The sequence below is a fragment of the Seleniivibrio woodruffii genome, from assembly GCF_029267515.1.
Classification (GTDB): Bacteria; Chrysiogenota; Deferribacteres; order Deferribacterales; family Geovibrionaceae; genus Seleniivibrio; species Seleniivibrio woodruffii_A.
In genome coordinates this window covers 83,674-109,105 of the sequence record NZ_JAJUIS010000008.1, presented here as the reverse complement: position 1 = coordinate 109,105, position 25,432 = coordinate 83,674, and the positions used below count along the sequence as shown (strand labels likewise).

Here is a 25,432-nt window from a genome sequence, read left to right as displayed (position 1 = left end):
TAGCTGGATTTGGCGGTACTAATTGATATAATAGCTGAATTATCTCACGGGAGAAACAGATGAAGATCCTTGTTGTTAACGGTCCGAACCTGAACATGCTCGGTCGCAGGGAAAAGGGGATTTACGGCGACGTAACTCTGGACTCAATCTGCGAAGAGATGAAGCACAGGGCGGACGGCAGGTGCGAACTGGAGTTTTTTCAGTCGAACCACGAAGGCGACATAATTGACATGATACACAGGAGCGACGCGAACGGCATCATTATAAACGCCGGAGCTTATACCCACACGAGCATAGCCATAAGGGACGCGCTGCTTTCGGTTTCACTCCCGTTTATAGAGGTACATCTTTCAAACGTGTATGCAAGAGAGGATTTTCGACATAAATCATATATTTCGGACGTCGCAAAAGGGGTTATCGCAGGTTTTGGCGCGAAATCATATATGCTCGCCCTCGACTATTTCATCGGAGAGCTTGCTTGACAGGCAGAATTGATGAACTTCAAAAACTGATGAAACAGAGCGGTATAGACTGTCTTTTCGTCAGCTCACTTTCTGACATCTTCTACCTGACCGGATTCACAGGCAGTACGGCAATGCTTTTTGTGGACGGTCATTCCGCACTCTTCATGACTGACGGCAGATATGAAGAACAGATAAAGTCTGAGCTTTATAAAGGAATTGACAGCATCATTGTAAACAGCTATCAGGAATCTGCCGCTGCGCAGGCTGCACGGTACAGAAAAGTGCACGTAACTTATTCGTGCGGGCTTCTTGAATATGAAACCCTCACCGGAGCAGGATGCAGCGTTGACATAGACAGGGAAAACCTCATCGGCGGGCTTCGCATGATAAAAGACGCTGACGAGATATCACAGATAAAGGATATGTACAGGGCGGCATACGAAGGGTTCGTAAACTCACTGCCCGTTTTTGTTGCCGGCAACACGGAGGATCACTGGGCGGCGGAACTTGAAAAACAGATGAAGCTGGCTGGTGCGAGAACAACCTCATTTGATACTATCGTCGCTTCAGGCGCAAGAGGGGCGCTTCCCCACGGGATTGCAACCCGAAAAAAAGTTGAGGTTAACGATCCTGTGGTGCTGGACTACGGGTGCAGGCTGAACTATTGCAGCGACGTCACCAGACTTGTCATAGCGGGCGGGAACGCTGAGGCGGAAAAGATAGCCGGCATAGTCTATACGGCGCTTAAAAAGGCATCGGAGTTCGTGCGCGAGGGCGTAAGAGCCTGCGATGCGGACGCGGTTGCCAGAGAATACATAGAGTCACAAGGCTACGGGAAATATTTCAACCACAGCCTTGGACACGGAGTGGGCATAGACGTCCACGAAAAACCGTCGCTTAACAGACGGGACGAGACCGTCCTTAAAGCAGGGATGGTTGTGACCATTGAACCGGGCATTTACCTGCCGGAGAAATTCGGAGTCCGTCTTGAGGACACTGTTCTGGTCACAGAAAACGGATGCGAGAACCTTACAGCGGTTTTTGACAGATATATCTATAAGAATTTATGAGGTGTTTATGAGCGTTATCACTCCCAACCAGTTTAAGAGAGGAGCGAAAATTGAACTCGACGGTGAACCCTATGCCGTTGTCGAGTATCTTCATATTAAATGCGGAAGAGGCGGCGCAAACGTCCGCACAAAAGTGAAAAGTCTTCGCACAGGTGCGGTTATCGAAAGAACATTCAAATCGGATGAAAAGATAAAACAGCCTGATTTTGAAGAGAAAGAGATGCAGTATCTCTACAACGACGGCGAAAAGTTTTATTTCATGGACAACGAAAGCTATGAGCAGATAGAGATCCCCACCGACAGCGTAGGCGATAACTCACTGTTCATGCCTGAGAATATCCACGTTGGCGTGCAGATTTTCAACGGACAGCCCATCGGCATCGACCTGCCGAACTTTGTTGAGCTTGAAGTTGTTGAAACAGACCCCGGTCTGAAAGGCGATACTGTAAGCGGCGGTTCCAAACCCGCAACAGTCAGCACAGGCGGAACAGTTAACGTTCCTCTGTTCATCAACATCGGCGACGTGCTTAAAATAGACACGAGAGAACAGACATACATGGAACGGGTCAGAACCGCCAGATAAGGAGGGTGGAAGATGGACATCAAAGAGATCAAAGAACTGATCAGATTTATTGAAAAATCAGACATCAAAGAATTTGAGTATGAAAACGAGAATGAGAGCATTTACATATCCAAAAACAGCGATGCTCCCCAGATAATTCAGGCAGCACCTCAGATGCAGTACGCTGCCCCCATGCAGATGGCGGCACCCGCCCCTGCTGTTGCCGCAGCTCCCGCTGCCGCAGCACCTGCAGCACCTGCTGTTTCCGGCACGGAGATTAAATCGCCTATCGTCGGAACTTTTTATGAAGCTCCGTCTCCCGGCGCCGCCGCATTCGTTTCTGAAGGCGACACTGTAAAAGCCGGACAGACACTCTGCATCATTGAAGCCATGAAAATCATGAACGAGATTGAAGCTGAATTTGACTGCGTTATCAAAAAAAGAGTCGGTATGAACGGAAAACCCGTAGAATACGGAGAGACGATATTCATAGTCGAACCCATATAAGGGCGTGCCATGTTCAATAAAGTACTGATAGCAAACAGGGGCGAAATAGCCCTCAGAATAATCAGAGCGTGCAGGGAACTGAATGTCAAAACGGTAGCTGTCTACTCTGACGTTGACCGCGACAGCCTCCATGTTGCCATGGCGGACGAGGCGGTGTGCATAGGACCGGCTCAGTCCAGAGCAAGCTACCTGAACGTTAAGAGCATTATGGCTGCTGCCGAGATAGCCGATGCGGACGCCATCCACCCCGGATACGGCTTTCTTGCCGAGAACGAAGACTTCGCCGCTATCTGCGAGGAGAGCGGGTTCAAGTTCATAGGTCCCAGCTCAAAGCATATCGGCATGATGGGAAACAAATCGGCCGCTAAGGACGCCATGAAGAAATTCGGCGTGCCTGTTGTACCCGGCAGTGACGGCTCTGTTGCAGACGTTAAAGAGGGGCTCGAAATTGCGAAGCAGATAGGCTTTCCCGTCATAATCAAAGCTGCGGCAGGCGGAGGCGGAAAAGGTATGCGCGTTGCTCATAACGAAATGAGCTTCCTCAACGCTTTTGAAATGGCAAGAGCTGAGGGCGCAAACGCGTTCGGTTCCGATGAGGTTTACATCGAGAAATTCATCGAGGAACCCAGACACGTTGAGATTCAGGTTTTCGGTGACGGAAAGGGCAAGGGACTTCACTTCTTTGAAAGAGAATGTTCCATACAGCGCCGCCACCAGAAACTTCTTGAAGAAGCTCCCAGCACCGGAATCAGCCAGGCAACAAGGAAAAAAATGGGCGACACCTCTGTTCAGGCCGTTCAGGCTCTTCAATATGAGAACGCCGGAACAATAGAATACCTTGTGGATAAATATGAAAACTTCTATTTTATGGAGATGAACACCCGTATTCAGGTGGAACACCCGGTTACGGAGATGATGACCAATATCGACCTTCTTCAGCTCCAGCTCAGAATCGCCGCAGGCGAACCCCTTGAGCTTAAACAGGAAGATATCAGGATTGTTGGTCATGCCATAGAATGCAGGATAAATGCGGAGGATCCGGAGACGTTCCGTCCCTGCCCCGGCACCATTTCGGGGTATAACACGCCAGGCGGTTTCGGAACAAGAGTGGATTCCGCATGTTACGATGGCTATACAGTTCTTCCGTATTACGACAGTATGATAGCAAAACTTATCGTTTTCGGAAAAAACCGGGAGATGGCTATAGCCAGAATGAAAAGAGCGCTGGACGAGTTTGTTGTGGAGGGTATCAAAACCACCATACCTCTTCATAAACGCATACTCGATCATCACGCTTTCATAAAAGGCGAAATAAGCACGGCATTCATCGAAAGGTACTTTTAATGCGAAATAAACTCATTATCATACTGGCGGGGCTTTTTCTGACGAGTATAATATCCTCGGCAGACACAAGCACTGCGGACTATTCACTGGATTCGCTTTACATGCGCGCCTCGCTGTATGATAACGAGGGTCGTTACGAAGAGGCTGCCGATCTTTACGAGCAGATGCTTGAGAATACGGACAGCGCCTACGTCTACCTGAAACTTGCACAAACCTATATAAAGCTGAACGACCTGCAGGCTGTTAAGCTCACCGTTGAGAAAGGGCTTAGACATAATCCCGATTCCGTTGAGCTTGTTGGGCTTATGGGTGACATCTACCGTATGAACAGGGAGAACATGCCTAAGGCTGTGGAGATGTATAAGAAGGCCTACGAGCTTTCAAACGACAGCAAATATGTTGAATCCCTTGCCGACGCATACGAAGAGATGCGTGACTTCAACAGTGCTATAAGTGCTTATAATCAGCTTATCTCCAAAGAAAAGAAATCCGAATACTATGTAGGCAGAGCTAAAATGTACGCGATGCTGGGGCTTGACAAAGAGGCTCTGGCGGACTATCACACCGCGGCAGATATTGACGGAAACTTTTTTGCCGCATCCCGTCTTGCGGACTATTATCTTGGGCTTAACGACACTGCAAACGCTGTCAAATATCTTAAAATGGTAATACAGACCAACCCCGGTAATATAATCGCCCAGTTTCGACTTGCTGAAATTCTGAAAAAGCAGGGGAAAGAGGTTGACGCATACCCGCTTTATGAAAGCATACTGGAAAATTTACAGGGAAACGAAAAGCTGTATGTGCTGAAACAGCTCGGCTCGCTCAGCTATAATGCCGGAAAATACGACAGGGCTTACGATTATTTCAGACGTGCATTTGAAATAGACAACGACATCCAGACCGGATACTCCATGGCGCTTATGGCGGAGGCGGCAAGGATGGACACGGAAGCGGAGGCAGCATACAACGCTCTGCTTGTGAGACGTCCTGATTTTGCTGACGCAAGAAAACGCCTCGCTGTGATTTATATCCGCGACAAAGAGCCGGAAAGAGCAATAAAAGTGCTCGCAGATATCGATAAAATATATAAGGATGTGGATTTCTACCGCATAACCGCGGAAGCGTACATTCAGAAAGAGGACTACATTTCCGCAGAGAACGTTCTTATAAACGCACTTAGAGAAAATGACAAGGATATAAAACTCAGGCTTGACCTTGCTGTGCTCTACGACGAACAGAAACAGAGGGACAAGGCTGTTGAGCTGATAAAACAGGGGCTGAAACATCACCCCGACAATGAGTCGTTCCTGAACTTTCTCGGATATATGTATGCCGAAATGGGAGTTAATCTCAAAGAGGGCGAAAGACTTATCCGAAAAGCACTGGACAAGCGCCCGGAAGAGGCTGCATACCTGGACAGCCTCGGCTGGATACTCTACAAACAGGGGAAATACAAGGACGCTTTCGTATACCAGAAGCGTGCAGTTAAAAAAGCTCCCGACGAACCGGAGATAACGGCGCATATGAAGGCGATAATGAAAAAACTCGGTATTAAGAAAAGCATAGATGATATCATTAAAGAAGATTAGCCTTTTTTTCGCATTGGTCGTCTTAACCGCTGCCTGTACTGTCAGACCGGTGGTCAGCGATATCCCTGAAGACGCAATCAGCAGAATACAGGACGCCAACAGGGTTGTCTGCGAATATAAAGGTAAGGTTGTCGTGCGCTATCTTTACAAAGAGCAGGATATCCGCCTTAAAGGGTATCTGGACAAAAAGTGCAACAACGATTTTACGCTGACTATACTTGGTCCACTCGGAATAACACTTGCAAAAGTCGATTACAGAGACGGCAAAATAGCTGCTGTTGACGGCACAGGCGATGTGAGTCTGCTCGCTCAGTACATAATGAAGCAGAAAAACCTTGAGAGTATGGTTGAGCTGATCCGCTATCCGTATATGAACGTTGACGATTCATTTAACATATCACTTAAAGACGGCGATTATTTCCTCACAAAGGACAAAGTCGAGATAACCGCCGGAGACGATTACCTCATCAGAACCATCAAAACACCGGAAGGTACCTATACCTACAGATATAACGGCGGACATGCGGAGGATCTGGAATACGTCACTCCGAAACAGTCCGTTTTTATAAGGCTGCAATGAACAGTGTGACCGTTGAAAGCTGCGGGAAGATAAACATCTTTCTGCATATCCTCGGCAAAAGAGACGACGGTTTCCACGAACTTTATACGCTTTTTGCACCAATTGGCATCTTCGATACGATAACAGTTTCAGATGCGGACAGTTTTTCAATAACCTGCGACAATCCCGACATCCCAACGGATGAACGCAATATAATCAGTAAAGTCAGAGACATACTCGTAAAATATTATAATATTGACTGCCGCCACAGGGTTGACATAATAAAACGCATACCCGACGGCGGAGGGCTTGGCGGAGGAAGTTCAAACGCCGCTGCATACCTTAAAGCAGTTCTGAAAATTAAACGGTTACAGATGCCGCTTTCCGCCCAGACGGATATCATGGCGCGCGTTGGTTCTGACACTGCATTTTTCCTTTACGACAGACCAATGATCGGCAGAGGCAGGGGGGAGATACTCACTCCTTACGGATTTCTGCCGCAGGCTTTTGTGCTGTTGGTAAACCCTTCGGTTCATGTGTCAACAGGTCAAGTTTTCTCATCGGGCAATTTGCAGTTGACGGACAGGTCGGAACTGAATAGAATCCCGCACATAGTTAAATTTGAGCAGTACGGCGACATCCTTTTCAACGGGCTTGAACCTGCGGTTCTGCCTTTTTATCCGGCTGTTGCAAAAGCGAAGAACGCTCTGACAGGCGCCGGCGCTGATTTTGCACTTATGAGCGGAAGCGGCGCAACGGTTTTCGGTCTGTTCCGTGATTTCGAACGCGCTCTTGCCGCAGAAAGAAATATCGCCGGAGACAACCCCGGCTGGAAATGTTTTTTAACCAAATTGATATAAATTTCAGGAGTACACAACATGGACTATCTTGTTTTTTCAGGGACGTCAAACCGTCCTCTGGCACAGGAAATCGTTTCCAAGCTGGGAATGAGACTGGGCGATGCGGATATCCGCAAATTCAGCGACGGCGAAATATTCGTCAGAATTAACGAGAGCGTCCGCGGACGTGACGTATTCGTTATCCAGTCTACCTGCAAACCTGCAGAGGAGAACCTGATTGAGCTTATGATAATGGTGGATGCCCTCAAACGCGCATCAGCGAACAGCGTAACGGCTATCATGCCCTATTTCGGCTATGCCAGACAGGATAGAACGAGCGAACCCCGCGTGCCGATTACAGCAAAACTTATAGCTAACCTGCTTACGAAATCCGGTATCGACAGGGTTGTTACAATGAACCTCCACGCAGGACAGATTCAGGGCTTTTTCGATATACCCGTGGATAACCTCTACTCCTCCCCTGTTTTCGAAAAATATTTCGTGGCTAATAAGATGCTCGGCGAGGACTATATTGTGGTATCTCCCGACGCAGGCGGTGTTGCAAGAGCAAGAGCATACAGCAAGATTCTTGAAACAGGGCTTGCCATTGTGGATAAACGCCGTGAGAAAGCCAACGTTGCACAGGCTATGAACGTTATCGGCGACGTTAAAGGTAAAAAAGTAATAATAGTTGACGACATGATAGATACTGCCGGCACGCTGACTCAGGCTGCTCAGGCATGTATAGACCACGGCGCTAAATCTGTTATAGCCGCGGCGCCCCACGGCATCCTTTCCGGACCTGCCATCGAGAGGATAATCAATTCGCCTCTCGAAAAAGTGCTGGTAACGGATTCCGTACCCTTCGCGAAAGAGAAGGCTGTCAGCAAGATAGAAGTTCTTTCCATCGCAGGGCTTTTTGCGGAGGCAATAACAAGAATATGGCAGAAAGAATCCATCAGCTCCCTGTTTGCCAAAGGTCAGGTATAAGTGCTGATTGTCGGACTGGGCAATCCGGGCGAAAAATATGACCGTACCCGTCACAACCTTGGTTTTATGGCGGCGGACGCTCTTGTGAGCGAATACGGCGGCAGCTACAGAGAAGGATTTAAGGGGCTTTATGCAGAAGTTTTCATAAACGGAGCAAAGCACTATGTGCTGAAACCCCAGACATATATGAATCTGAGCGGCGAATGTGTTCAGCCGTTCAGCGCGTTTTACAAGATACCTGTTCAGGATATCGTGGTTGTTCACGACGATCTGGACATGGAGTTCGGCAAAATGAAGATACGCAGGGGCGGAAGCTCCGGCGGGCACAACGGCATAAAATCCATCATACAGATGATGGGCACCGATGATTTCATCAGGCTGAAACTGGGTATCGGAAAAGACAGAAGAAAAGAGACCGTAGGTCATGTTCTGGGCAGCTTTACACCGGAAGAGACTGAAAAACTGCGCGAGCTTATGTACAACAGCGTAAAAGCGCTGATTTCCATTGCGCAGGACGGGCTTTTAAAGGCTATGAACGCTTACAACAACAGAAGCGTGTAAAAAAATAGAGGCGGACACTTGCGTGTCTGCCTTTTTTGTTTTACAGTGAAACAGGGTCTCCTATATTAAAGGGAGACCTTTATTTTATAATCGGAGTTTTAAATGGGATTCAACTGCGGAATAGTGGGACTGCCCAACGTCGGCAAATCCACCATCTTTAACGCACTTACGAAAGCGGGAGCGGAAAGCGCAAACTACCCCTTCTGCACCATCGACCCCAACAAGGGTATCGTGCCTGTCATGGACGAGAGACAGGACTACATCATACAGTTCATCAAGCCGAAATCAATAGTCAGAACCACTGTGGAGTTTGTGGACATCGCCGGACTTGTCAAAGGTGCAAGCAAAGGCGAGGGGCTTGGCAACCAGTTTCTCACAAACATCCGTCAGGTGGATGCTGTTGCTCACGTCGTGCGCTGTTTCGACAACACGGATATAACCCACGTAGAGGGCGGAGTTGATCCGGAACGCGACATAGACATCATCAACACAGAACTGCTTTTAAGCGACATGGAGATAATCGACCGCGCAGTTGAGAGAACCCAGAAAGCGAGCAAGGGAGGCGACAAAGACCTCCTTAAAAAACTTGAGGCATTGAAAGTGCTTCAGGCGGAGGTTGCAAAAGGCACCCTCATAAGAAACATAGATGGCTACAAAGACCACGTTGCGGAACTTAGCGAGTATTCGTTCATCACGGCAAAGCCCGTTATGTACGTTATGAACGTTGACGAGGAGAACATCCTCGAAGATAACGAATATGCAGCAAGGGTTCGCAGTATCGCTGCAAAAGAGAACGCAGTGTGCGTGCGCATCTGCGGGAAGATAGAACAGGAGATTTCCGAACTGGACGAGGACGAGGCGAAAGAGTTTCTGGACAGCCTCGGACTGACCCGCTCAGGACTATCAGAAATGACTGAGCAGGGATATAAGCTGCTAGACCTCATAACTTTTTTCACAGCGGGCGAAAAAGAGGTCCGCGCATGGACAATAACGCGCGGAACCACAGCGCAGAAAGCCGCCGGAAAAATTCACAGTGATATTGAAAGAGGCTTTATCCGTGCGGAGGTTACGGGGTATAATGACTTCAAGGAGTTTAATTCTCTGGCGAAAGCCAAAGAAATGGGCAAAATGCGTCTTGAAGGCAAGGAATACGTCGTTCAGGACGGGGACATAATCTATTTCAGGTTTAATGTTTAAAAAAACACTGATTCTGACTCTGCTTTTTGTGTTTTTCTGCGGGTGGGCTGAGGCAAAGGTCACCTATGGCAGTGTAACGGCGTCCAGAGTTAATATCTATGCGAAACCGTCTTCAAAATCGGAGGTGGTGGGGCTTTTGGGGCGCGGTTCATCCGTTGAGGTGCTGTCTTCGCGCAGCGGCTGGCTGAAAATCAGGCTGCTGGACGGTGGAGCCGGATATGTAAAGGCGTCCGGAGTTCGAACGTCGAAAGTGAAACCGAAAGAACCGGAAAAGAAAGACAAAACGGGTGACGAGATCAGTCGTGTGCTTAATAAATTCAATTCAACAGTAAAAAAATCGGATTTTGCGGATAAAGAGAAGGTTTTTCCCGAACTCAAACTGGTTGTTTCAAAAAGCCCCACGGAGGCGGTTCTGAAATATTCAGGGATAGACGGGGACGGCAAGGAGATACCTTCGCTTAAAAATAACCCGCTGGCAAAGAACATGAGGGAACTTCTCAGTCTTCTTTTCCGCAAGATGCTGGTGCATGAGGCGGCTGAATATAAGCTGACAATCATGGTACCGTCGTTCGGAATCGGAGGAAAAGTTGCAGGTGAGGCGGTTTACGCCGACCTTGTGATGCGCCCGACAGCAAAGGAGCTTGCGGAGATAAAAGAGGGAAAAATGTCTCTGTGGACTGTTGTCCGCTCCACAAGGAAACTTGCCGATATGTTTGCCGAATATCCGAGATAATTGGGGGAGAAAGATGGAAGAACTGACTCATTTCGATGAAGAGGGCAGAAGCCGCATGGTGGATGTCACCGATAAGAATGAGACCGTGCGGGAAGCAGTTGCCGCAGGATACATAAAGATGAAACCCGCCACCATGGATATGCTCATCAAGGGCGAGATGGCGAAGGGCAGAAACGTTTTCGAGGTCGCAAGGGTTGCCGCCGTTATGGGCGTTAAGCGCACTTCCGACCTTATCCCAATGTGTCACCCGCTTTTCATCACTAAGGTTGATGTGTATTTCGAACCGGACAGGGAGAAATCGCAGGTTGATATTCAGGTTGTGGTTAAGATGGCAGGTAAGACAGGTGTTGAGATGGAGGCGCTGACAGGTGTTTCCGTTGCCGCACTCACTGTTTATGACATGTGCAAAGCCGTCGACAAGGACATGCTCATCGGCGGGATAAGAGTGATGAAAAAAACTGGCGGCAAAAGCGGAACTTACATCAGGGAAGAATAGACTGCATTACTGCGTTCGCAGAGACGGGAGAGACAGTCGCCTGTTTTTTTCGTCTGCATGGATGCAGACCGCGCAGCGTGAGCGGAATGAGGCTTAGCCGATTGGAGCGTTGGCGAAAAAATCCTATGATTGGATTTTCTCGTTGTTAAATTGTCAGGCGGCAAAAGCGGAACTTACATAAGACAGGAATGAGATTGCCGCGTCGCTGTTGCTCCTCGCAAAGACAGAGTTGTCTCTGCGAACCCATAAGGGTGAAGCAGTCTCATCCATTGATATGATATATTCTCCGGCTGATTGTAGCGTTGGCGAAAAAATCCTATGATTGGATTTTCTCGCTGTTAAATAGAGGCATTTATGAAAGTACATCTGGCGCAGATGAAACCGATACTGGGCAATCTGGAAAAGAATGCCGAGAACCATTTTAAAATCATTGAGCAGGCTGTGGAAGAGGGCTGTGACCTTGTGGTGTTCCCTGAACTCTCACTCACAGGCTACTATCTTCTCGACCTCGTATACGACGTTGCCATGGATGAAACCCATCCGGTCTATCAGCGCTTTCTGGAATATTCAAACGAAATCGCTATAGTCTTTGGCTTTGTTTACGAATCCAGAGAGAAGCTGTTTTATAACGCGGCTTCGTTCGTCCACAGAGGCAAAACCGTGCATTTGCACAAAAAAGTTTATCTGCCGGACTACACCCTTTTTGAAGAGGGCAGATACTTTGCCGCCGGAAACAGCATTGAGGCGTTCGATACTGAGTTTGGCAAATGCGGAATACTCGTCTGCGAAGACGTTTTCCATTTAAGCTCGCTTTATATCCTTTCCCAGTCCGGCGTGCAGAACATAATCATTCCTTCCAACAGCCCTGCAAGAGGTAATCTTGAGCAGGGGCACGACGCATCTAACACATGGCAGACATCCAACAGGTATATTGCAGGTGTGCTCACTGTAAATCTCGTGTTCGTCAACCGCGTCGGTGTGGAGGACGGAGTATCCTTCTGGGGAGGCTCAGAGGCATACGACGCGAAAGGCAGAAGGCTTGCTGCGGCAGATATGTTCAAAGAAGAGGGTATAACTGTCGAGGTTGACCACGACAGCGTGCGCAGAGCACGCATAGAAACGCCCTTCCTGCGCGATGAAAAGAGCTTTATTGTAAGGAACTTTCTGAATGAGGAGGGATGCGGAAAATGAAGCTGAACCTTGACCTCACCGTGGATATACTCACGAATTTCATCAAGGACGAAACTGAAAAAATAGGTCTTAAAAACGTAGTTCTCGGACTTTCCGGCGGAATAGATTCAGCTCTCAGCGCGGCACTCGCCGCAAAAGCGCTTGGCGGAAACAGAGTGTATGCATATTGTATGCCTTATAAACTCAGCAGTGACGAGAGTCTTAAAGACGCTATGAAAGTTGCGGAGACATTCCGGCTGAATTTCGATGTGATAGAGATAACCCCTATGGTGGATCCGTATTTCGACATGATACCGGATATAGACAAACTCCGCATGGGCAACGTAATGGCGCGTCAGAGGATGATATGCCTTTTCGATATGTCGGCAAAAGTTGCCGGGCTGGTGCTCGGAACCAGTAACAAGACGGAGCTTCTGTTGGGTTACGGCACATGGTACGGCGACCTTGCAAGTGCTCTTAACCCCATCGGCGACCTTTACAAAACGCAGGTGTGGGAGCTTTCGGAATATCTGGGCATCCCGCAGTCGGTTGTGGACAAAGCGCCTACGGCTGACCTCTGGGTGGGACAGACCGACGAGCAGGAGCTTGGCTTCACATACAGACAGGCGGACGACCTGCTTTATGCTATGGTGGACGAGCGCAGACGCATACCGGAGCTTATCGGGATGGGTTTTGAAGAGGAACTCGTTAAAAAGGTTGCGGAGAAGGTGCGGAGAAACCAGTTTAAGAGGAATATGACGGTCATTGCAAAGGTAAGCCAGCGCACGATAGGGCGTGACTTCCGCTATTGCAGGGACTGGGGCTACTGATAGATAAAGGTTTTGCACCCTCCTTTAGAAAACATTTACACTATTTATGTAAATGTTTCTGTTCCAAACTCGTTGAATAAAGGAGGGCGGGGGTGGATTTTGATTAACATTTAATGTAAATCCCCCTTAGTCCCCCTTTATTAAAGGGGGACAAAAAATAGCCAGACGATAATCGTAATTACATAGAGGTGATTGGATGTACCATGAGAAAATACTGAAGGATGCGCTGACGTTCGATGACGTTCTCATCGTTCCCGGAAAGAGCGAAATCCTGCCCAAGGATGTGGACACGCGAACCAAACTCACTGACAGAATAAGACTTAATATTCCCCTTGTCAGTGCTGCTATGGACACCGTAACCGAGGCGAGACTCGCCATTGCAATGGCGCAGGAGGGCGGCATCGGCTTCATCCACAAAAACATGTCTATTGAGGCGCAGGCGGACGAGGTTGACAAGGTTAAGCGTTCCGAAAGCGGAATGATAGTTGACCCGGTTACTATCGACCCGGACAGAACGGTTGAGGATGCCCTCGATCTTATGGGCAGATATAAAATCAGCGGCGTTCCCGTTGTTAAGGATGAAAAACTTGTGGGCATCCTTACCAACAGAGACCTGCGTTTCGTTGACAGATACACCGCTAAGGTGTCCGAATTTATGACAAGCAAAAACCTTGTGACAGTTCCCGTTGGAACTTCTCTGGAAGAGTCTATGAAGCACCTTCAGGAGCACAGGATAGAGAAACTTCTTGTGGTGGACGACCACTATCAGCTTAAAGGGCTTATCACCATCAAGGATATAAATAAACGCATCAAATATCCCAACGCTGCCAAAGATGATATGGGCAGACTGCTTGTGGGTGCCGCCGTGGGTGTTGGCGAAGAGGCGAAAGCCCGTGTTGCCGGACTTGTGGCAAAGAAAGCGGATGTCATCGTTGTTGACACGGCTCACGGTCACTCTTTCAAAGTGCTTGATATGGTGCGCTGGATAAAGAAAGAATATCCCGACATTCAGGTCGTTGCCGGCAACGTCGCAACAGGCGAAGCGGTGGAGGATCTGGCGAAGGCTGGCGCAGACTGCGTTAAGGTCGGCATCGGTCCCGGTTCAATCTGTACGACACGCGTTGTTGCAGGTGTGGGCGTTCCTCAGATAACAGCTATCATGGACTGCGCGTCAATGGGCGACAAATACGGTATCCCGATAATCGCAGACGGCGGTATCAAATATTCCGGCGACGTTGTCAAGGCTATAGCCGCAGGCGCTTCATGCGTAATGATGGGTTCCATGTTCGCAGGTACTAAGGAAGCTCCCGGCGACATCGAACTTTTTCAGGGCAGAAGCTACAAGGTATACAGAGGCATGGGTTCTGTAGGCGCTATGAAAGAAGGCTCCAAAGACAGATATTTTCAGGACGACGTAATGAACGAGCAGAAGTATGTGCCGGAAGGCATCGAGGGCAGGGTTCATTACAAAGGCGAACTGAGCGGAACTATCTATCAGCTTGTGGGCGGTCTGAAATCCGGTATGGGTTACACTGGCAGCCGCAATATTGACGACCTGCGCAAATACGCTAAATTCGTTAAGATTTCGGGCGCGGGACTGAAAGAGAGCCACGTTCACGACGTAATTATTACGAAAGAAGCACCCAACTACTGGGTTACAACTTAATATATTTAATGTTAATCCCTCCAAACCTCCCTTTATCAAAGGGAGGCTTTTTGCTCCCTCCTTTAACAAAGGAGGGCTGGGGTGGATTTTCTTGATAAGCAATTTATGGGAGAATAAAACTTCAGTATGAAGTTCTCGGAGGCAGCAGAGCGGGTTTTACCCGTGATGCGAACGGAGAGTGAGTGAAGCACGGGCTTTGCCCCGCTGAACGATATCAGAAATTTCCCCACGGAGGGGAAATTTATGGGAGATTAAATGGATATTCATAGCCAGAAGGTACTGATATTAGATTTCGGTTCGCAGTACACCCAGCTTATCGCCAGACGTGTGCGCGAGGCGAACGTTTACTGCGAAATATACCCCTGTACCGCAGATTTCGAAAAAATACGCAATTTCGGAGCAAAGGGGATAATCCTTTCGGGCGGTCCCGCATCTGTATACGATGAGGATGCGCCCAAAGTTTCAAAAGAGGTCTATGACCTCGGTGCGCCTGTGCTTGGCATTTGCTACGGACACCAGCTCACAGGTGAATACTTCGGCGGAAAGGTTGCCGCCGCAGATCACAGGGAATACGGACGTGCAGAACTCTTTATCGGCAAAAAAGACCCCTTCTTCGAAGGAATAGAAACCGAATCGTTCACCGTCTGGATGAGCCACGGCGACAGACTGGAAAAGATGCCCGAAGGGTTCGACGTTATAGCTTACACAAAAAACGCACCCGTTGCCGCCATGAAGCACCACACAAGACCTATTTACACGATACAGTTCCACCCCGAAGTTGCGCATACCGACAACGGTGCGCAGATACTGAAAAACTTCGTTGTGGGCGTTTGCGGATGCCAGCAGATTTGGACTCCCGCAAACTTTGTTGAAGCCGAGATAGAGCGCATCCGCGAGCTTGTGGGCGACAAAAGAGTCCTTTGCGGACTTTCAGGCGGCGTGGATTCATCCGTTGCTGCGGTTCTCATCCACAGAGCCATCGGCGACAGGCTGACGTGCGTTTTCGTAGACAACGGACTTCTGCGCAAAGACGAGGGAAAACAGGTTGAGGAGGCATTCCGAAACCATTTCCATATGAACCTGATAGCTGTTAACGCTGAAGACAGATTTCTTGAAGCTCTCAAAGGCGTTACGGATCCCGAAAAGAAAAGAAAAGCCATCGGCAACCTGTTCGTAAGGATTTTTGAAGAGGAGTCCAAAAAACTGGGTGATTTTGATTTCCTTGCACAGGGAACGCTTTATCCTGACGTTATCGAATCGGTCTCATTCCGTGGACCGTCCGTAACTATCAAAACACATCACAACGTCGGCGGTCTGCCTGAGGATATGAAGTTTAAACTTCTTGAGCCTCTGCGCGAACTGTTCAAGGACGAGGTGCGTGCTGTGGGTGCTGCGCTGGGCATCGGTGAAAACTTTATCTGGAGACACCCCTTCCCCGGTCCCGGACTTGGCGTGCGTGTGCTTGGCGAGGTCACTAAAGAGAGATGCGACGTTCTGCGTGAAGCGGACGCTATATATATGGAAGAACTGCACAAAGCGGGGCTTTACAGAAAGATATGGCAGGCGTTCACAGTGCTTCTGCCAGTCAACACCGTTGGTGTTATGGGCGACAACAGAACCTATGAAAACGCTGTTGCAATCCGTGCGGTGGAATCCACCGATGGGATGACAGCCGATTGGGCGCATATCCCTTATGAGGTGCTGGGCAGGATATCCAACCGCATCATCAACGAAGTGCGCGGCATAAACCGCGTGGCGTATGATATCAGTTCCAAACCGCCGGCAACTATCGAGTGGGAGTAATTTCCATTGAAATATGAACGCTTTATAGCGGAGAGATATTTAAAGTCAAGAAAATCGAACCGCATACTCTCGTTTATTTCGGGAGTATCGGTTCTGGGCATAGTTCTGGGCGTTGCCACTCTGATAGTGGTGATAAGCGTCATGAGCGGCTTTTCGGATAACCTGAAAAACCGTATCCTCGGTGCGAACGCCCATATTGTTGTCAACCGCATGGACGTCAGCCCAATAGAGGACTGGCGCACTGTGAAACAGCAGATAGCTTCCGTTGAGGGAGTTACCGGAGTTTCACCCTTTATTATCAGTCAGGTGCTTCTCACAAGCCAGAACAATGTGGCAGGCTCCGTTATCCGTGGTGTTAACGCGGCGGACGAGATGAAGGTCACTACAATAGCAAAGTTCATGAAAGAGGGATCGTTCTCTGACCTGAATATAAAAAGCGAAGTTCCGATGATTGCGCTTGGCAAGGAGCTTGCGGCGAATCTGGGCGTTGTGGTTGGCGACAACATCACCATGGTCTCACCTCTGGGTAAAAAGGGTCCCTTCGGTATCACCCCTAAAATGAAGCATTTTCAGGTGTGCGGTGTGTTCGATACGGGAATGTACGAATACAACAACACACTGGCGTATATAAATATGTCCGCGGCACAGGATTTCTTCGGTATGTCGGATGTGGTTTCAGGTTTCAGCGTAGGCACAGTGAATTTTGACTATGCGCCGGATATCGCCGCGAACATACAGAAAAAGCTGGATTTCCCCTATTGGTCGCGGGACTGGATAAGCATGAACCAGAACCTTTTTTCCGCTCTCAAGCTGGAAAAATACGCGATGTTCATCATCCTGACGCTTATAATCATAGTCGCATCATTCAATGTTATCAGTATGATAACGGTCACCGTAAAGGATAAGAAACGGGACATTGCAATTCTGCGTGCCATGGGAGCGTCGGAAAGCTCGATTTCGGGCATTTTCAAGCGGCAGGGCATGATAATCGGTGTTACGGGAACGATAATCGGCAACCTTCTGGGGCTTGCTATCTGTGTTGTGCTGATGAAATTCAAGATAATTTCTCTGCCAGCCGACGTGTATTTCATGGACAGAATACCCGTTAAGATAGAGGTTATGACATTTGTCGTGGTCTCATTCTGTTCGCTGCTGATAACCTATCTTGCAGGTTTGTTCCCAGCCAGACAGTCGGCGAAACTCGACCCTGTGGAAGCTCTGCGCAGGGATTGATATGAAATTGTCCGTGTACGTTCAGCCGGGTGCGAAAAAGACGGAACATTCAGGTATGCACGACGGCAGACCAAAGATAAGGCTGAACGCGCCTCCTGTGGACGGCGCGGCGAACGACGAACTGGTGAAGTTTGTGGCGAAGAGGCTCAAACTGCCCAAATCGTCTGTAAAGCTGGTTTCCGGTCATGCCTCAAGACTCAAGACCCTTGAGATAGATGCGGACGAAGAGGACATAATGGAAGTATTCGGAGAATAGATGTTCAAGGCTGCTCTTCTGGATTTCGATAATACAATTCTGGGCACTGAAAAAGGGAATTTCAAGGCGTTTCACGATGCCATGCACGACTTTTACGGGCATGGTCTGCGCGTTGACGATTTTCTGCATTTCAGCGGCAGTTCATGGCTGGATATCTTCCGGTATATCACGAATAAATACGGGAAAATCACAGCAGAAGAGCTGAACGTGCGCTTTATCGAGCGGAAAGCGGAGTTTTTTGCGCATCACGGGGTGGTCGTCGCCGACGGCTTTCGCGAGCTTATGGAAAAGCCGATACTGCGCGCCATTGTGACGGGCAGCAGCAGAGCGGAGATAGAGATTTTCTCGCATATAGTGGATTTTTCAGCCTTCGATACGATAGTTACGAATGATGATATAGTTAACGGAAAACCCCACCCCGAGCCATATCTATTAGCCCTGCAACGTTTGAACATCGAAGCCTCAAAAAGTTTTGCGGTGGAGGATTCGAAGATGGGCATCACATCCGCCCGTTCCGCAGGCGTGTTCACCTATTTTCTCCGGCAGTTTGCCGACGAGGATCACACATCCATTGCTGACAGGGCTGTGGATTCTATGCGTGAGATTATTTTTTGATGTTTCTGAGCGTTTTTCAGAAGTAATGTTGTATTGCTCCCCCCTTTGTCAAAAGGGTAGACAAAACACGAGATCGCTTCGGGCGCAAAACCCTCGCGAAGACCGGATTTTCTATCTGTCTTTGCGAACCCTGAACGGGTGAAGCAATCTCAATTCTGGAGATGTATAATCATATATTGTGTATGCTCTATTCCGCGCAGGAGCCGCCTGACAGCGGGTAGCTGTCTATAAAGGGCTTGATGGCTTTTCCCAGCCAGTCTGTAACAGCCGCGAGATGATCCATATTCGCCATTCCCTCTTCGTCGTTAAGCACTTCGCCTTTGCCCCGTCCGTATACCATGTTCCAGTAGGTTGAACCGGGCAGAATCATGCGGGAGAGGTGCAGGAAATGGTTGATGGAGTCTATTGTGTGTATGGAGCCGCCGCGGCGCACAGCGGAAACGCCCATGCCTATCTTGCCTTTCAGCAAGTGGCCGTTCGCTATCGCAACATAGCCGGCTCTGTCCATAAGTGCCTTTATTTCGGCGGTGACATCCGCAAAATATGTGGGTGAGCCGATGACGATTGCGTCCGCTTCCACCATTTTTGTAAAAACTTCGTTGAATCTGTCCTCTTTAAGAGTGCATTTTCCGTCATGATTTTTGAAGCAGCCTCCGCAGGATATGCAGCCGCGGAACACATGCCCGCCAATCTGTACATAGTCCGTTTCCCACCCGCGGGCTTTCAGTCCGTCCAGAACTCTGTTCACGATTATTTCCGTATTGCCGCCCTTTCTGGGGCTGCCGTTGATACCTAAAACCTTCATTTTGCCACCTCGTATTTGTTAATGACGACATCCTCTTTGTGCCAGTCCTTAGTTTTCTCAAAAAATTCAACCATATAAGGCTGTTTCATGTGCGCGTCAAGGTGCGCGTTGCTCTCCCATATCTCGAAACAGAAAACCTGATCATTGAGCTTCGTTATGGTATATTCGCCGCATCCGTCCTCTTTCAGCACGTCGGGGCGCACTTTCAGAAGCCCGTCCAGCGTTTTGTCGGCGTATCCGTCTTTAAGTGTCATTGTTACGTGAAGTATAAACATTTTTCCTCCTCTTGTTGCGCAAATAATAAACTGATACTATAGTAAACACAAGAACGGTAAAAAAATACATGTACTTACATAAAGTATAGTGAGGCTTTTATGGGCAACTGTAAAACGAAAAACCTGTGCGGGAAATCATACAACTGCTTTTTTGAGCTTACCATGACAGTGTTTTCCGGCAAGTGGAAGGCGATAATTCTTTACCATATAGCCGAGGCGGAGGTGCTTCGTTTCAGCGAGATACGCAGGGGCATGAACGGCATAACGGAACGGATGCTTGCAAAACAGCTCAGGGAGCTTGAGGCAGACGGCGTAATAAGCCGTCATATCTACAATCAGATACCGCCCAAGGTGGAATACCGCCTTACAGAAATAGGTAAGAAACTGATTCCGATACTTAATATGATGAAGGACTGGGGAATTGAATATGAGGAATACCTCGGCGGAAGAGAGATGTTCGCCTCCGCCGGGTATGAACAGCCTGATAATTCTATTGTTTAAAGTGAGGCTCTTGCCGCCTCTTTCGTGCTGCGTATGGCACAGTCTTCAAGAGCAAGCCCTGTAAACCAGTTGCCTGTAACGTACAGTCCTTTGGTTTTAACTATGATGGAATCCAGCATCGCCATCAGCTCCTCGTGCCCCAGTTTAAGTGTCGGGCAGTAGTGAACCGTTTCCGCAGTATGCACGAATTTTGACCTGTCGGTTCTCAAAGCCTTTTCTATTACAGCTATTTTCTGTTCACTTGTCAGTCTTTCGGGTTTGAAGTGGAAGGCGAATCCGCGGTAATAAGAGTCCTCGACGACATCCCTTGACACCACTGAAGTATATTCTCCCTCTGCCGGAATGATGAAGCTGAGTTCTTCAACGGGCGTATCACCCTTTTTAACGATAATCCCCATGCTTTCAACCTTTGCTGATGGTATTGAAGAAAGGATAGCCGAGGCTTCCGGTGAAGTAGTTTTAAGAAGTCTGCCCGCCTCTGCCGGATAACATGCCGCTGTAAAGTTATTGGCGGTGAAGTTTTCTCCCGTTGATGTCACAACGGTGTAAGCCTCGCCGTCATAAGAGACCGATTCGGCGCCGCACGATGTTTTAAGGGTGATGTTCTCCATCTGTGCAGTTTTAGTTATGAACTGCGCCATGCCGCCTTTGATGGTGAAGCTGCGGGGCAGCGATTTGTCCTTTGGTCTGCTTTTCAGCATCATGTCCGCCGGAAAATCGGAACCGTCCTGAGATATTACCGCCGCTATCATAGGGCGGAACATCTTTTCATAGTTGCCCTTTCCCAGTATCGCCGAGTAAAAATCCCTTACCGTTCTGCCCTCTTTTTTAACAAAGAACGCTTTTGGCATGTTTAAGGCGAGTTCCAGCTTATTCAGGCATTTTGTCAGCGGAACAAGCTCTGCCGATGTGAGCATACGGAAAGGAACCTTTTTTCTGGGCAGAAAATCCGCCGCCATTCCCGCGCTTTTCATAGCGGAGATATATGATGCGTATGACGCGTAAACTGTGTGACCTCCGAGTTCCAGCCAGAAATTATCATATGATGCGGAGGCGAGGCATCCGCCCGCTCTTTCCGCTTTTTCCAGAACCAGAACCGTTTTCCCCTTTTCAGCCATTTTACGGGCAAAGACCATGCCGCTTATGCCGCTGCCCGCCACAATAAAGTCAAAATGAGCCATAACTCCCTCCGGGTGTTTTATAATTCACTATACCCCCGCGCGCCGGCATAATCAATAAATCAAAGTGATGAAATAACGGGCGGAGGGTCTATTTACATAATTTACAGTATGCTTACAACCTTAATCTCTCATTTACAAAAATAGCGCTAGGCTTAAAGGAGAAATAGCGCAACGTTAAACCGTTTCCGACGGACTTACCCCAACTGCCGCACCCTGTGCGGTTTGAGTCGCGCCGGAAACGCTAATTTTTGTGAACCGGAGGTACTTTATGGGCAAGAGACTGGCTGTTTTTATTTTGTTGCTTTCGCTCGTCGCATTCGGCGCGGCGTCGGCAAAAAGTTCCAAGGCTAAAGGGCACCCTGAAAAAATGGGCACCGCTGACTGTATCGAGTGTCATATGGACGTTACTCCCGAAGTGTATCAGCAGTGGGAACAGAGCGCTCACGGTTTCGTCGGCGTTAAGTGTCAGGTTTGCCACGGCGACGAAAAGAATTTTAAAAAGACTCCCGATCAGCTTACCTGCATAGGCTGCCACGACCACGAGGCGGAGAACAACACTGCGCCGAAAGTAACCTGCATCACCTGCCACAAGGCACATACTTTTCTGACACACAAGCCGGGATACACTCCCACAGACGTTAAGTAAGGAAGGATTGCGATATGATGAACATTACCAGAAGAAATTTTATAAAAGCATCAATGGCTGCTGCTGCCGCCGCATCTGTCGGCGTTGCTCTGCCTAAACAGGTTGAGGCTGCGGAGGCGGTTGACAAATGGGTTAAAGGAACCTGCCGTTTCTGCGGAACCGGCTGCGGTGTATACGTCGGCGTAAAAAAAGGAAAACTTGTTGCCATTAAAGGTAATCCAGACGCAAAAACTAACTTCGGATTCCTTTGTGTGAAAGGTTTTCTTGCTTATAAATGTATGTATCACCCCGACAGGCTGAAAGCTCCTATGATCCGCCAGAAGGACGGAAAATTCAAAGAGGTTTCATGGGACGCGGCTCTTAACTATGTTGCAGACAGGTTTAAATATTACCGTCAGAAATACGGTAAGGACTCGGTTGCATATTACGGCTCCGGTCAGGCTCTGACTGAGGAAACCTACACCTTCAATAAGCTCTTTAAAGGCGGTTTCCGCACAAACATGGTAGAGGGCAACCCACGCCTCTGCATGGCTTCAGCAGTTGCGGGATACATCACGACTTTCGGTTCTGACGAGCCTGTGGGTTCGTATGCCGACATTGAAAAATCAAAATGTCTGTTCATCACAGGTTCCAACACCAGCGAGTGCCACCCTGTGCTTTTCCGCAGGATAATGCGCCACAAGCTGAACAACCCCGATGTGAAGATAATCGTCTGCGAACCCAGAAAAACATCAACAACAAAGATAGCAGACCTCTGGCTGCCCGTTGATCCGGGAACGGATCTTGCGGTGTTCAACGCTATGATAAAATACATTCTGGACAACAATCTGTACGATGAAAAATTCATGGCTCAGAACACCAGAATAACGAACGGCAAAGAGGAAAAAACTATTGCCGAATATAAAGAATTTCTGAAAGATTTCACCCTCGAAAAGGTGGAAAAGCTCACCCGCTGTCCCGCGGAGAACATTAAAAAAGCGGCTGAGTGGTTTGCGAAGAGCGATGCCACCATGTCTTTGTGGTGTATGGGGCTTAACCAGCGCGTTAAGGGTACATGGGCGAACAACCTTATACATAACCTGCACCTGATTACAGGTCAGATATGCAAACCCGGCGCAGATTCTTTCTCACTTACAGGTCAGCCCAATGCCTGCGGAGGCGTTCGCGAAACCGGAGCACTTTCTCACCTGCTCCCCGGAACAAAACCCGTTGCCAACGACGCATGGCGCGCCCATGTTGAAAAATGCTGGGGGCTTGAAGCGGGAACAATAGATCCTAAGCCCGGATTCCATACTATGAAAATGTTTGATGCACTGGGCGGCGAGGCGGATTCGTCTAAACCCATAAAAGCGGTGCTGGTCTGCACAACTAACCCTGCACAGTCGCTCCCCAACCTCCACCGGTATGTGAAGGGTATGCAGGACAGCTTTATGGTTGTGCTGGATATCTTCCCCACAAGAACAACCCAGCTTGCGGACGTTGTTCTGCCCGCCGCGTTCATATATGAGAAGGGAGGCGTTTACGGATGCTCCGAGCGCAGAAGCCAGCTCACTGAGAAGGCTGTTGAACCTGTTGGTCAGGCAAAGCCTGATATCTGGATTGCCGCCCAGCTTGCCAAACGCATGGGCATGGAGAAACTCATCCCCTGGAACGGCGACGACATTATGAAGATGAACGAAATGGCTTGGGACGACTACAGAAACGTTACGAAAGACACAGACCACACTTTTGCCGGAGCGCCATATTCACGTTTGAAAAAAGAGAAGGCAGGACTCCAGTGGCCCTGTCCCGCAGTTGATAAACCCGGAACAGTGAGAAGATATGTCCGCGGCGAAGACCCCATGTTCGAGCACGCAGGATTCAAGGCTAAGTTCGGACATAACTTCGACCCCGCAAGAAAAGTAAACTTTTATAACGATGCTAAAAAAGAGGGTAAGGCGAATATCTTCATGCGTCCATATGCTGGAGCCGCAGAGGTGCCGGATGCAAACTATCCCTTCTATCTTACAACAGGACGCGTTATTGAGCAGTGGCACACGGGAACCATGACAATGCGTATTCCTGAGATAGCCAGAGCGCACTCAAACGCGTATGTTGAGATTCACCCCGAAGATGCTAAAAAAGCGGGAATCACAGCGGGGGATATGGTTGAGATAGCCAGCAAACGCGGCAAATGTGTAATGCCTGCCCACATCGTTACAGGCACTCTGCCGGGCGTTCTGTTTGTTCCGTGGCATGATCAGGCTTTCATACGCATGATAAATTTCGTTTGTAACGATGCTGTGGACGAAGTTTCATTCGAACCCGAATTTAAGATTGCCGCCGTTAAAATCAGAAAGGTTTCAGGACCTAAAAACGTAGCGGAGAAGTTTATAATCAGCAACATAAATTCCAAATACTCCTAAGGGAGTTTATACGCCTCTTGCGCCCCGTGACGGCGGGGCGCTTTTTTTATACAATCGGAGGATTAATCATGATTTTTTCAGGCAGCGTGGTGTATGTAAACCCAGAAAATCTTCATAAAGCAAAAGAAATACTGAAATTCAGCGACAATATAGACGTTTTCGCCGTAAGCGACGACAAAACCCAGATAATCATAGCCATTGAAGCGGACGACGAGGAACACCTTCAGAAGATATGCGCAGACCTGCGCGGATTTCCTGAAATTCTCGAAGTAGCCCATCATATCTTCCATTTTGAGGATGAAGTTGAAGAAATCCTTGCCGGGAACAAGGTTCCGTCTCTGGACGGCTTCTTTAAAAGCAGAAAGCGCGAAGAAAGATGAGAAACAGATTTACGGAACTGTTCGAAGGGCTTCTTAACAGTAATCCGTTTAAAAACTATTATAAAAAGAACAGGCTTCGCCCGCCCGGCGCGGCGACTGAGGAGACCTTTATGGAGCTGTGCATAAGGTGCGCACGCTGCATAGAGGTCTGCCCCTACGATTCCATCGAGAGAGCCGACCTGTTTGAAAAACTCCAGATAGGAACGCCATACGTCTATCCCGAAAACAAAGCCTGCTACCTGTGTATGCGCTGTATGAAGGTATGCCCCACAGGTGCGCTTAACCCGAAACTTACCGAGGGCAAACAGGTGCGGATGGGGATAGCGGTCATAAACCAGAACGTCTGCCTTAACTTCCTGTATTACAGGGACGAGATGACGGGCGTTTCATCCACGGGAACAGCCCAGCTCTGCGGCACCTGCTATAATGTCTGCCCCTACACCGATGAGGCAATCGTCATGGAGAAATTCATTCTCCCTGTGGTGACGGACAAATGCACCGGATGCGGCATCTGCACGGAAAAATGCCCCGCCACGCCGGAAAAAGCCATTTCAATCTATCCTGAAGGTATGCCGGTTGACAAGAACACCGGATATTTCGGCAGACGGTCAAAGGTTCACGGTGAAGAGCGCAAAAAGAGCAAAGACGCTCTCAGGGGTGAAAAACTCCTTGAGGAGAAGCAGAAGATAGACTCGTCGGACGCTAAGCCCGATTTCGAGTACAACACAGAAAACTACGATCAGGAATGGTAA

At 48.7% G+C, this 25,432-nt stretch carries 28 protein-coding genes; 25 read left to right on the top strand and 3 right to left on the bottom strand.

Features of this window, described 5'->3' with window-relative positions; translation table 11 throughout:
* The first annotated feature begins 59 nt into the window (after positions 1-59).
* The 20 genes from aroQ (at position 60) to Q7P67_RS09795 (ending at position 18,487) form a co-directional block, all read left to right on the top strand.
* Positions 60-482, top strand: coding sequence for a type II 3-dehydroquinate dehydratase (gene aroQ, locus Q7P67_RS09890; protein ID WP_303851802.1), 423 nt, complete (start codon positions 60-62; stop codon positions 480-482).
* Complete coding sequence (locus Q7P67_RS09885; protein ID WP_303851801.1) at positions 479-1,534, top strand: Xaa-Pro peptidase family protein; 1,056 nt, start codon at positions 479-481, stop codon at positions 1,532-1,534. Before aroQ ends, Q7P67_RS09885 begins: the two co-directional genes overlap by 4 nt.
* 7 nt (positions 1,535-1,541) lie before the next feature.
* A complete protein-coding gene (gene efp, locus Q7P67_RS09880) occupies positions 1,542-2,117 on the top strand; it encodes an elongation factor P (protein ID WP_303851800.1) in 576 nt (191 codons plus the stop codon).
* Between the two features lie 12 nt (positions 2,118-2,129).
* On the top strand, positions 2,130-2,603 hold the full coding sequence (gene accB / locus Q7P67_RS09875) for an acetyl-CoA carboxylase biotin carboxyl carrier protein (protein WP_303851799.1): 474 nt from the start codon (positions 2,130-2,132) through the stop codon (positions 2,601-2,603).
* A gap of 9 nt (positions 2,604-2,612) precedes the next feature.
* Complete coding sequence (gene accC / locus Q7P67_RS09870) at positions 2,613-3,947, top strand: acetyl-CoA carboxylase biotin carboxylase subunit (RefSeq protein WP_303851798.1); 1,335 nt, start codon at positions 2,613-2,615, stop codon at positions 3,945-3,947.
* Positions 3,947-5,539: a tetratricopeptide repeat protein gene (locus Q7P67_RS09865; protein WP_303851797.1), complete on the top strand. Its 1,593-nt coding sequence runs from the start codon at positions 3,947-3,949 to the stop codon at positions 5,537-5,539. The genes accC and Q7P67_RS09865 overlap by 1 nt, the downstream gene beginning before the upstream one ends.
* A 13-nt stretch (positions 5,540-5,552) precedes the next feature.
* Entirely contained in the window at positions 5,553-6,119 is a 567-nt protein-coding gene (locus Q7P67_RS09860) for a hypothetical protein (protein ID WP_303851796.1), read from the top strand.
* The gene (gene ispE / locus Q7P67_RS09855) at positions 6,116-6,958 is read left to right on the top strand and encodes a 4-(cytidine 5'-diphospho)-2-C-methyl-D-erythritol kinase (protein ID WP_303851795.1); all 843 of its coding nucleotides are present in this window, start codon (positions 6,116-6,118) and stop codon (positions 6,956-6,958) included. The genes Q7P67_RS09860 and ispE overlap by 4 nt, the downstream gene beginning before the upstream one ends.
* Positions 6,959-6,976: 18 nt before the next feature.
* Positions 6,977-7,927 carry a ribose-phosphate pyrophosphokinase gene (locus Q7P67_RS09850; protein ID WP_303851794.1) on the top strand — a complete coding sequence of 317 codons (951 nt, stop codon included), beginning with the start codon at positions 6,977-6,979 and terminating at the stop codon, positions 7,925-7,927.
* The gene (pth, locus tag Q7P67_RS09845) at positions 7,928-8,488 is read left to right on the top strand and encodes an aminoacyl-tRNA hydrolase (RefSeq protein ID WP_303851793.1); all 561 of its coding nucleotides are present in this window, start codon (positions 7,928-7,930) and stop codon (positions 8,486-8,488) included.
* A 102-nt stretch (positions 8,489-8,590) separates the two neighbouring features.
* Positions 8,591-9,685, top strand: coding sequence for a redox-regulated ATPase YchF (gene ychF / locus Q7P67_RS09840; protein WP_303851792.1), 1,095 nt, complete (start codon positions 8,591-8,593; stop codon positions 9,683-9,685).
* Complete coding sequence (locus tag Q7P67_RS09835; RefSeq protein ID WP_303851791.1) at positions 9,678-10,418, top strand: SH3 domain-containing protein; 741 nt, start codon at positions 9,678-9,680, stop codon at positions 10,416-10,418. Before ychF ends, Q7P67_RS09835 begins: the two co-directional genes overlap by 8 nt.
* A gap of 13 nt (positions 10,419-10,431) precedes the next feature.
* Positions 10,432-10,914 carry a cyclic pyranopterin monophosphate synthase MoaC gene (moaC, locus tag Q7P67_RS09830; protein ID WP_303851790.1) on the top strand — a complete coding sequence of 161 codons (483 nt, stop codon included), beginning with the start codon at positions 10,432-10,434 and terminating at the stop codon, positions 10,912-10,914.
* 354 nt (positions 10,915-11,268) lie between these two features.
* Entirely contained in the window at positions 11,269-12,105 is an 837-nt protein-coding gene (locus Q7P67_RS09825) for a nitrilase-related carbon-nitrogen hydrolase (protein ID WP_303851789.1), read from the top strand.
* Entirely contained in the window at positions 12,093-12,914 is an 822-nt protein-coding gene (locus tag Q7P67_RS09820; RefSeq protein WP_369696018.1) for an NAD+ synthase, read from the top strand. The genes Q7P67_RS09825 and Q7P67_RS09820 overlap by 13 nt, the downstream gene beginning before the upstream one ends.
* A 196-nt stretch (positions 12,915-13,110) precedes the next feature.
* Positions 13,111-14,580, top strand: a complete 1,470-nt coding sequence (gene guaB, locus Q7P67_RS09815; protein WP_303851787.1) for an IMP dehydrogenase — start codon at positions 13,111-13,113, stop codon at positions 14,578-14,580.
* A 255-nt stretch (positions 14,581-14,835) separates the two neighbouring features.
* Positions 14,836-16,383, top strand: coding sequence for a glutamine-hydrolyzing GMP synthase (gene guaA / locus Q7P67_RS09810; RefSeq protein ID WP_303851786.1), 1,548 nt, complete (start codon positions 14,836-14,838; stop codon positions 16,381-16,383).
* A 6-nt stretch (positions 16,384-16,389) separates the two neighbouring features.
* Positions 16,390-17,616, top strand: coding sequence for a lipoprotein-releasing ABC transporter permease subunit (locus Q7P67_RS09805; protein ID WP_303851785.1), 1,227 nt, complete (start codon positions 16,390-16,392; stop codon positions 17,614-17,616).
* A 1-nt stretch (position 17,617) separates the two neighbouring features.
* Entirely contained in the window at positions 17,618-17,872 is a 255-nt protein-coding gene (locus Q7P67_RS09800) for a DUF167 domain-containing protein (RefSeq protein ID WP_303851784.1), read from the top strand.
* Positions 17,873-18,487 carry an HAD family phosphatase gene (locus Q7P67_RS09795; RefSeq protein WP_303851783.1) on the top strand — a complete coding sequence of 205 codons (615 nt, stop codon included), beginning with the start codon at positions 17,873-17,875 and terminating at the stop codon, positions 18,485-18,487. It begins immediately after the preceding gene.
* 187 nt (positions 18,488-18,674) lie between these two features.
* Here Q7P67_RS09795 and Q7P67_RS09790 read toward each other — a convergent pair whose 3' ends face one another.
* Complete coding sequence (locus tag Q7P67_RS09790) at positions 18,675-19,292, bottom strand: flavodoxin family protein (RefSeq protein ID WP_303851782.1); 618 nt, start codon at positions 19,290-19,292, stop codon at positions 18,675-18,677.
* Positions 19,289-19,567 carry a putative quinol monooxygenase gene (locus Q7P67_RS09785; protein ID WP_303851781.1) on the bottom strand — a complete coding sequence of 93 codons (279 nt, stop codon included), beginning with the start codon at positions 19,565-19,567 and terminating at the stop codon, positions 19,289-19,291. The genes Q7P67_RS09790 and Q7P67_RS09785 overlap by 4 nt, the downstream gene beginning before the upstream one ends.
* 99 nt (positions 19,568-19,666) lie before the next feature.
* Between Q7P67_RS09785 and Q7P67_RS09780 the strand changes: the two genes are divergently transcribed.
* Positions 19,667-20,068, top strand: a complete 402-nt coding sequence (locus Q7P67_RS09780) for a helix-turn-helix domain-containing protein (protein WP_303851780.1) — start codon at positions 19,667-19,669, stop codon at positions 20,066-20,068.
* On the opposite strand, the gene Q7P67_RS09775 is transcribed toward Q7P67_RS09780, so the two are convergent.
* Positions 20,065-21,249, bottom strand: a complete 1,185-nt coding sequence (locus Q7P67_RS09775; protein WP_303851779.1) for an NAD(P)/FAD-dependent oxidoreductase — start codon at positions 21,247-21,249, stop codon at positions 20,065-20,067. The two genes, Q7P67_RS09780 and Q7P67_RS09775, sit on opposite strands and share 4 nt — an antisense overlap.
* A 268-nt stretch (positions 21,250-21,517) precedes the next feature.
* Here Q7P67_RS09775 and Q7P67_RS09770 point away from each other — a divergent pair, with 268 nt between their 5' ends.
* From Q7P67_RS09770 to Q7P67_RS09755, 4 genes are all read left to right on the top strand, one after another.
* Positions 21,518-21,895, top strand: a complete 378-nt coding sequence (locus Q7P67_RS09770) for a cytochrome c3 family protein (RefSeq protein ID WP_303851778.1) — start codon at positions 21,518-21,520, stop codon at positions 21,893-21,895.
* Between the two features lie 17 nt (positions 21,896-21,912).
* Positions 21,913-24,300 (top strand): molybdopterin oxidoreductase family protein, encoded by a 2,388-nt coding sequence (locus Q7P67_RS09765; protein WP_369696021.1) that lies wholly within the window; start codon positions 21,913-21,915, stop codon positions 24,298-24,300.
* 68 nt (positions 24,301-24,368) lie between these two features.
* A complete protein-coding gene (locus tag Q7P67_RS09760; protein ID WP_303851776.1) occupies positions 24,369-24,680 on the top strand; it encodes a chaperone NapD in 312 nt (103 codons plus the stop codon).
* On the top strand, positions 24,677-25,432 hold the full coding sequence (locus Q7P67_RS09755; protein ID WP_303851775.1) for a 4Fe-4S dicluster domain-containing protein: 756 nt from the start codon (positions 24,677-24,679) through the stop codon (positions 25,430-25,432). Before Q7P67_RS09760 ends, Q7P67_RS09755 begins: the two co-directional genes overlap by 4 nt.

Bases quoted from the DNA above. Each gene is read 5' to 3' on its own strand.
- aroQ (WP_303851802.1), top strand. From the start codon at position 60: ATGAAGATCCTTGTTGTTAACGGTCCGAACCTGAACATGCTCGGTCGC.
- efp (WP_303851800.1), top strand. From the start codon at position 1,542: ATGAGCGTTATCACTCCCAACCAGTTTAAGAGAGGAGCGAAAATTGAA.
- accB (WP_303851799.1), top strand. From the start codon at position 2,130: ATGGACATCAAAGAGATCAAAGAACTGATCAGATTTATTGAAAAATCA.
- accC (WP_303851798.1), top strand. From the start codon at position 2,613: ATGTTCAATAAAGTACTGATAGCAAACAGGGGCGAAATAGCCCTCAGA.
- Q7P67_RS09865 (WP_303851797.1), top strand. From the start codon at position 3,947: ATGCGAAATAAACTCATTATCATACTGGCGGGGCTTTTTCTGACGAGT.
- ispE (WP_303851795.1), top strand. From the start codon at position 6,116: ATGAACAGTGTGACCGTTGAAAGCTGCGGGAAGATAAACATCTTTCTG.
- Q7P67_RS09850 (WP_303851794.1), top strand. From the start codon at position 6,977: ATGGACTATCTTGTTTTTTCAGGGACGTCAAACCGTCCTCTGGCACAG.
- ychF (WP_303851792.1), top strand. From the start codon at position 8,591: ATGGGATTCAACTGCGGAATAGTGGGACTGCCCAACGTCGGCAAATCC.
- Q7P67_RS09835 (WP_303851791.1), top strand. From the start codon at position 9,678: ATGTTTAAAAAAACACTGATTCTGACTCTGCTTTTTGTGTTTTTCTGC.
- moaC (WP_303851790.1), top strand. From the start codon at position 10,432: ATGGAAGAACTGACTCATTTCGATGAAGAGGGCAGAAGCCGCATGGTG.
- Q7P67_RS09825 (WP_303851789.1), top strand. From the start codon at position 11,269: ATGAAAGTACATCTGGCGCAGATGAAACCGATACTGGGCAATCTGGAA.
- Q7P67_RS09820 (WP_369696018.1), top strand. From the start codon at position 12,093: ATGCGGAAAATGAAGCTGAACCTTGACCTCACCGTGGATATACTCACG.
- guaB (WP_303851787.1), top strand. From the start codon at position 13,111: ATGTACCATGAGAAAATACTGAAGGATGCGCTGACGTTCGATGACGTT.
- guaA (WP_303851786.1), top strand. From the start codon at position 14,836: ATGGATATTCATAGCCAGAAGGTACTGATATTAGATTTCGGTTCGCAG.
- Q7P67_RS09800 (WP_303851784.1), top strand. From the start codon at position 17,618: ATGAAATTGTCCGTGTACGTTCAGCCGGGTGCGAAAAAGACGGAACAT.
- Q7P67_RS09795 (WP_303851783.1), top strand. From the start codon at position 17,873: ATGTTCAAGGCTGCTCTTCTGGATTTCGATAATACAATTCTGGGCACT.
- Q7P67_RS09790 (WP_303851782.1), bottom strand. From the start codon at position 19,292: ATGAAGGTTTTAGGTATCAACGGCAGCCCCAGAAAGGGCGGCAATACG.
- Q7P67_RS09785 (WP_303851781.1), bottom strand. From the start codon at position 19,567: ATGTTTATACTTCACGTAACAATGACACTTAAAGACGGATACGCCGAC.
- Q7P67_RS09780 (WP_303851780.1), top strand. From the start codon at position 19,667: ATGGGCAACTGTAAAACGAAAAACCTGTGCGGGAAATCATACAACTGC.
- Q7P67_RS09775 (WP_303851779.1), bottom strand. From the start codon at position 21,249: ATGGCTCATTTTGACTTTATTGTGGCGGGCAGCGGCATAAGCGGCATG.
- Q7P67_RS09770 (WP_303851778.1), top strand. From the start codon at position 21,518: ATGGGCAAGAGACTGGCTGTTTTTATTTTGTTGCTTTCGCTCGTCGCA.
- Q7P67_RS09765 (WP_369696021.1), top strand. From the start codon at position 21,913: ATGAACATTACCAGAAGAAATTTTATAAAAGCATCAATGGCTGCTGCT.
- Q7P67_RS09760 (WP_303851776.1), top strand. From the start codon at position 24,369: ATGATTTTTTCAGGCAGCGTGGTGTATGTAAACCCAGAAAATCTTCAT.
- Q7P67_RS09755 (WP_303851775.1), top strand. From the start codon at position 24,677: ATGAGAAACAGATTTACGGAACTGTTCGAAGGGCTTCTTAACAGTAAT.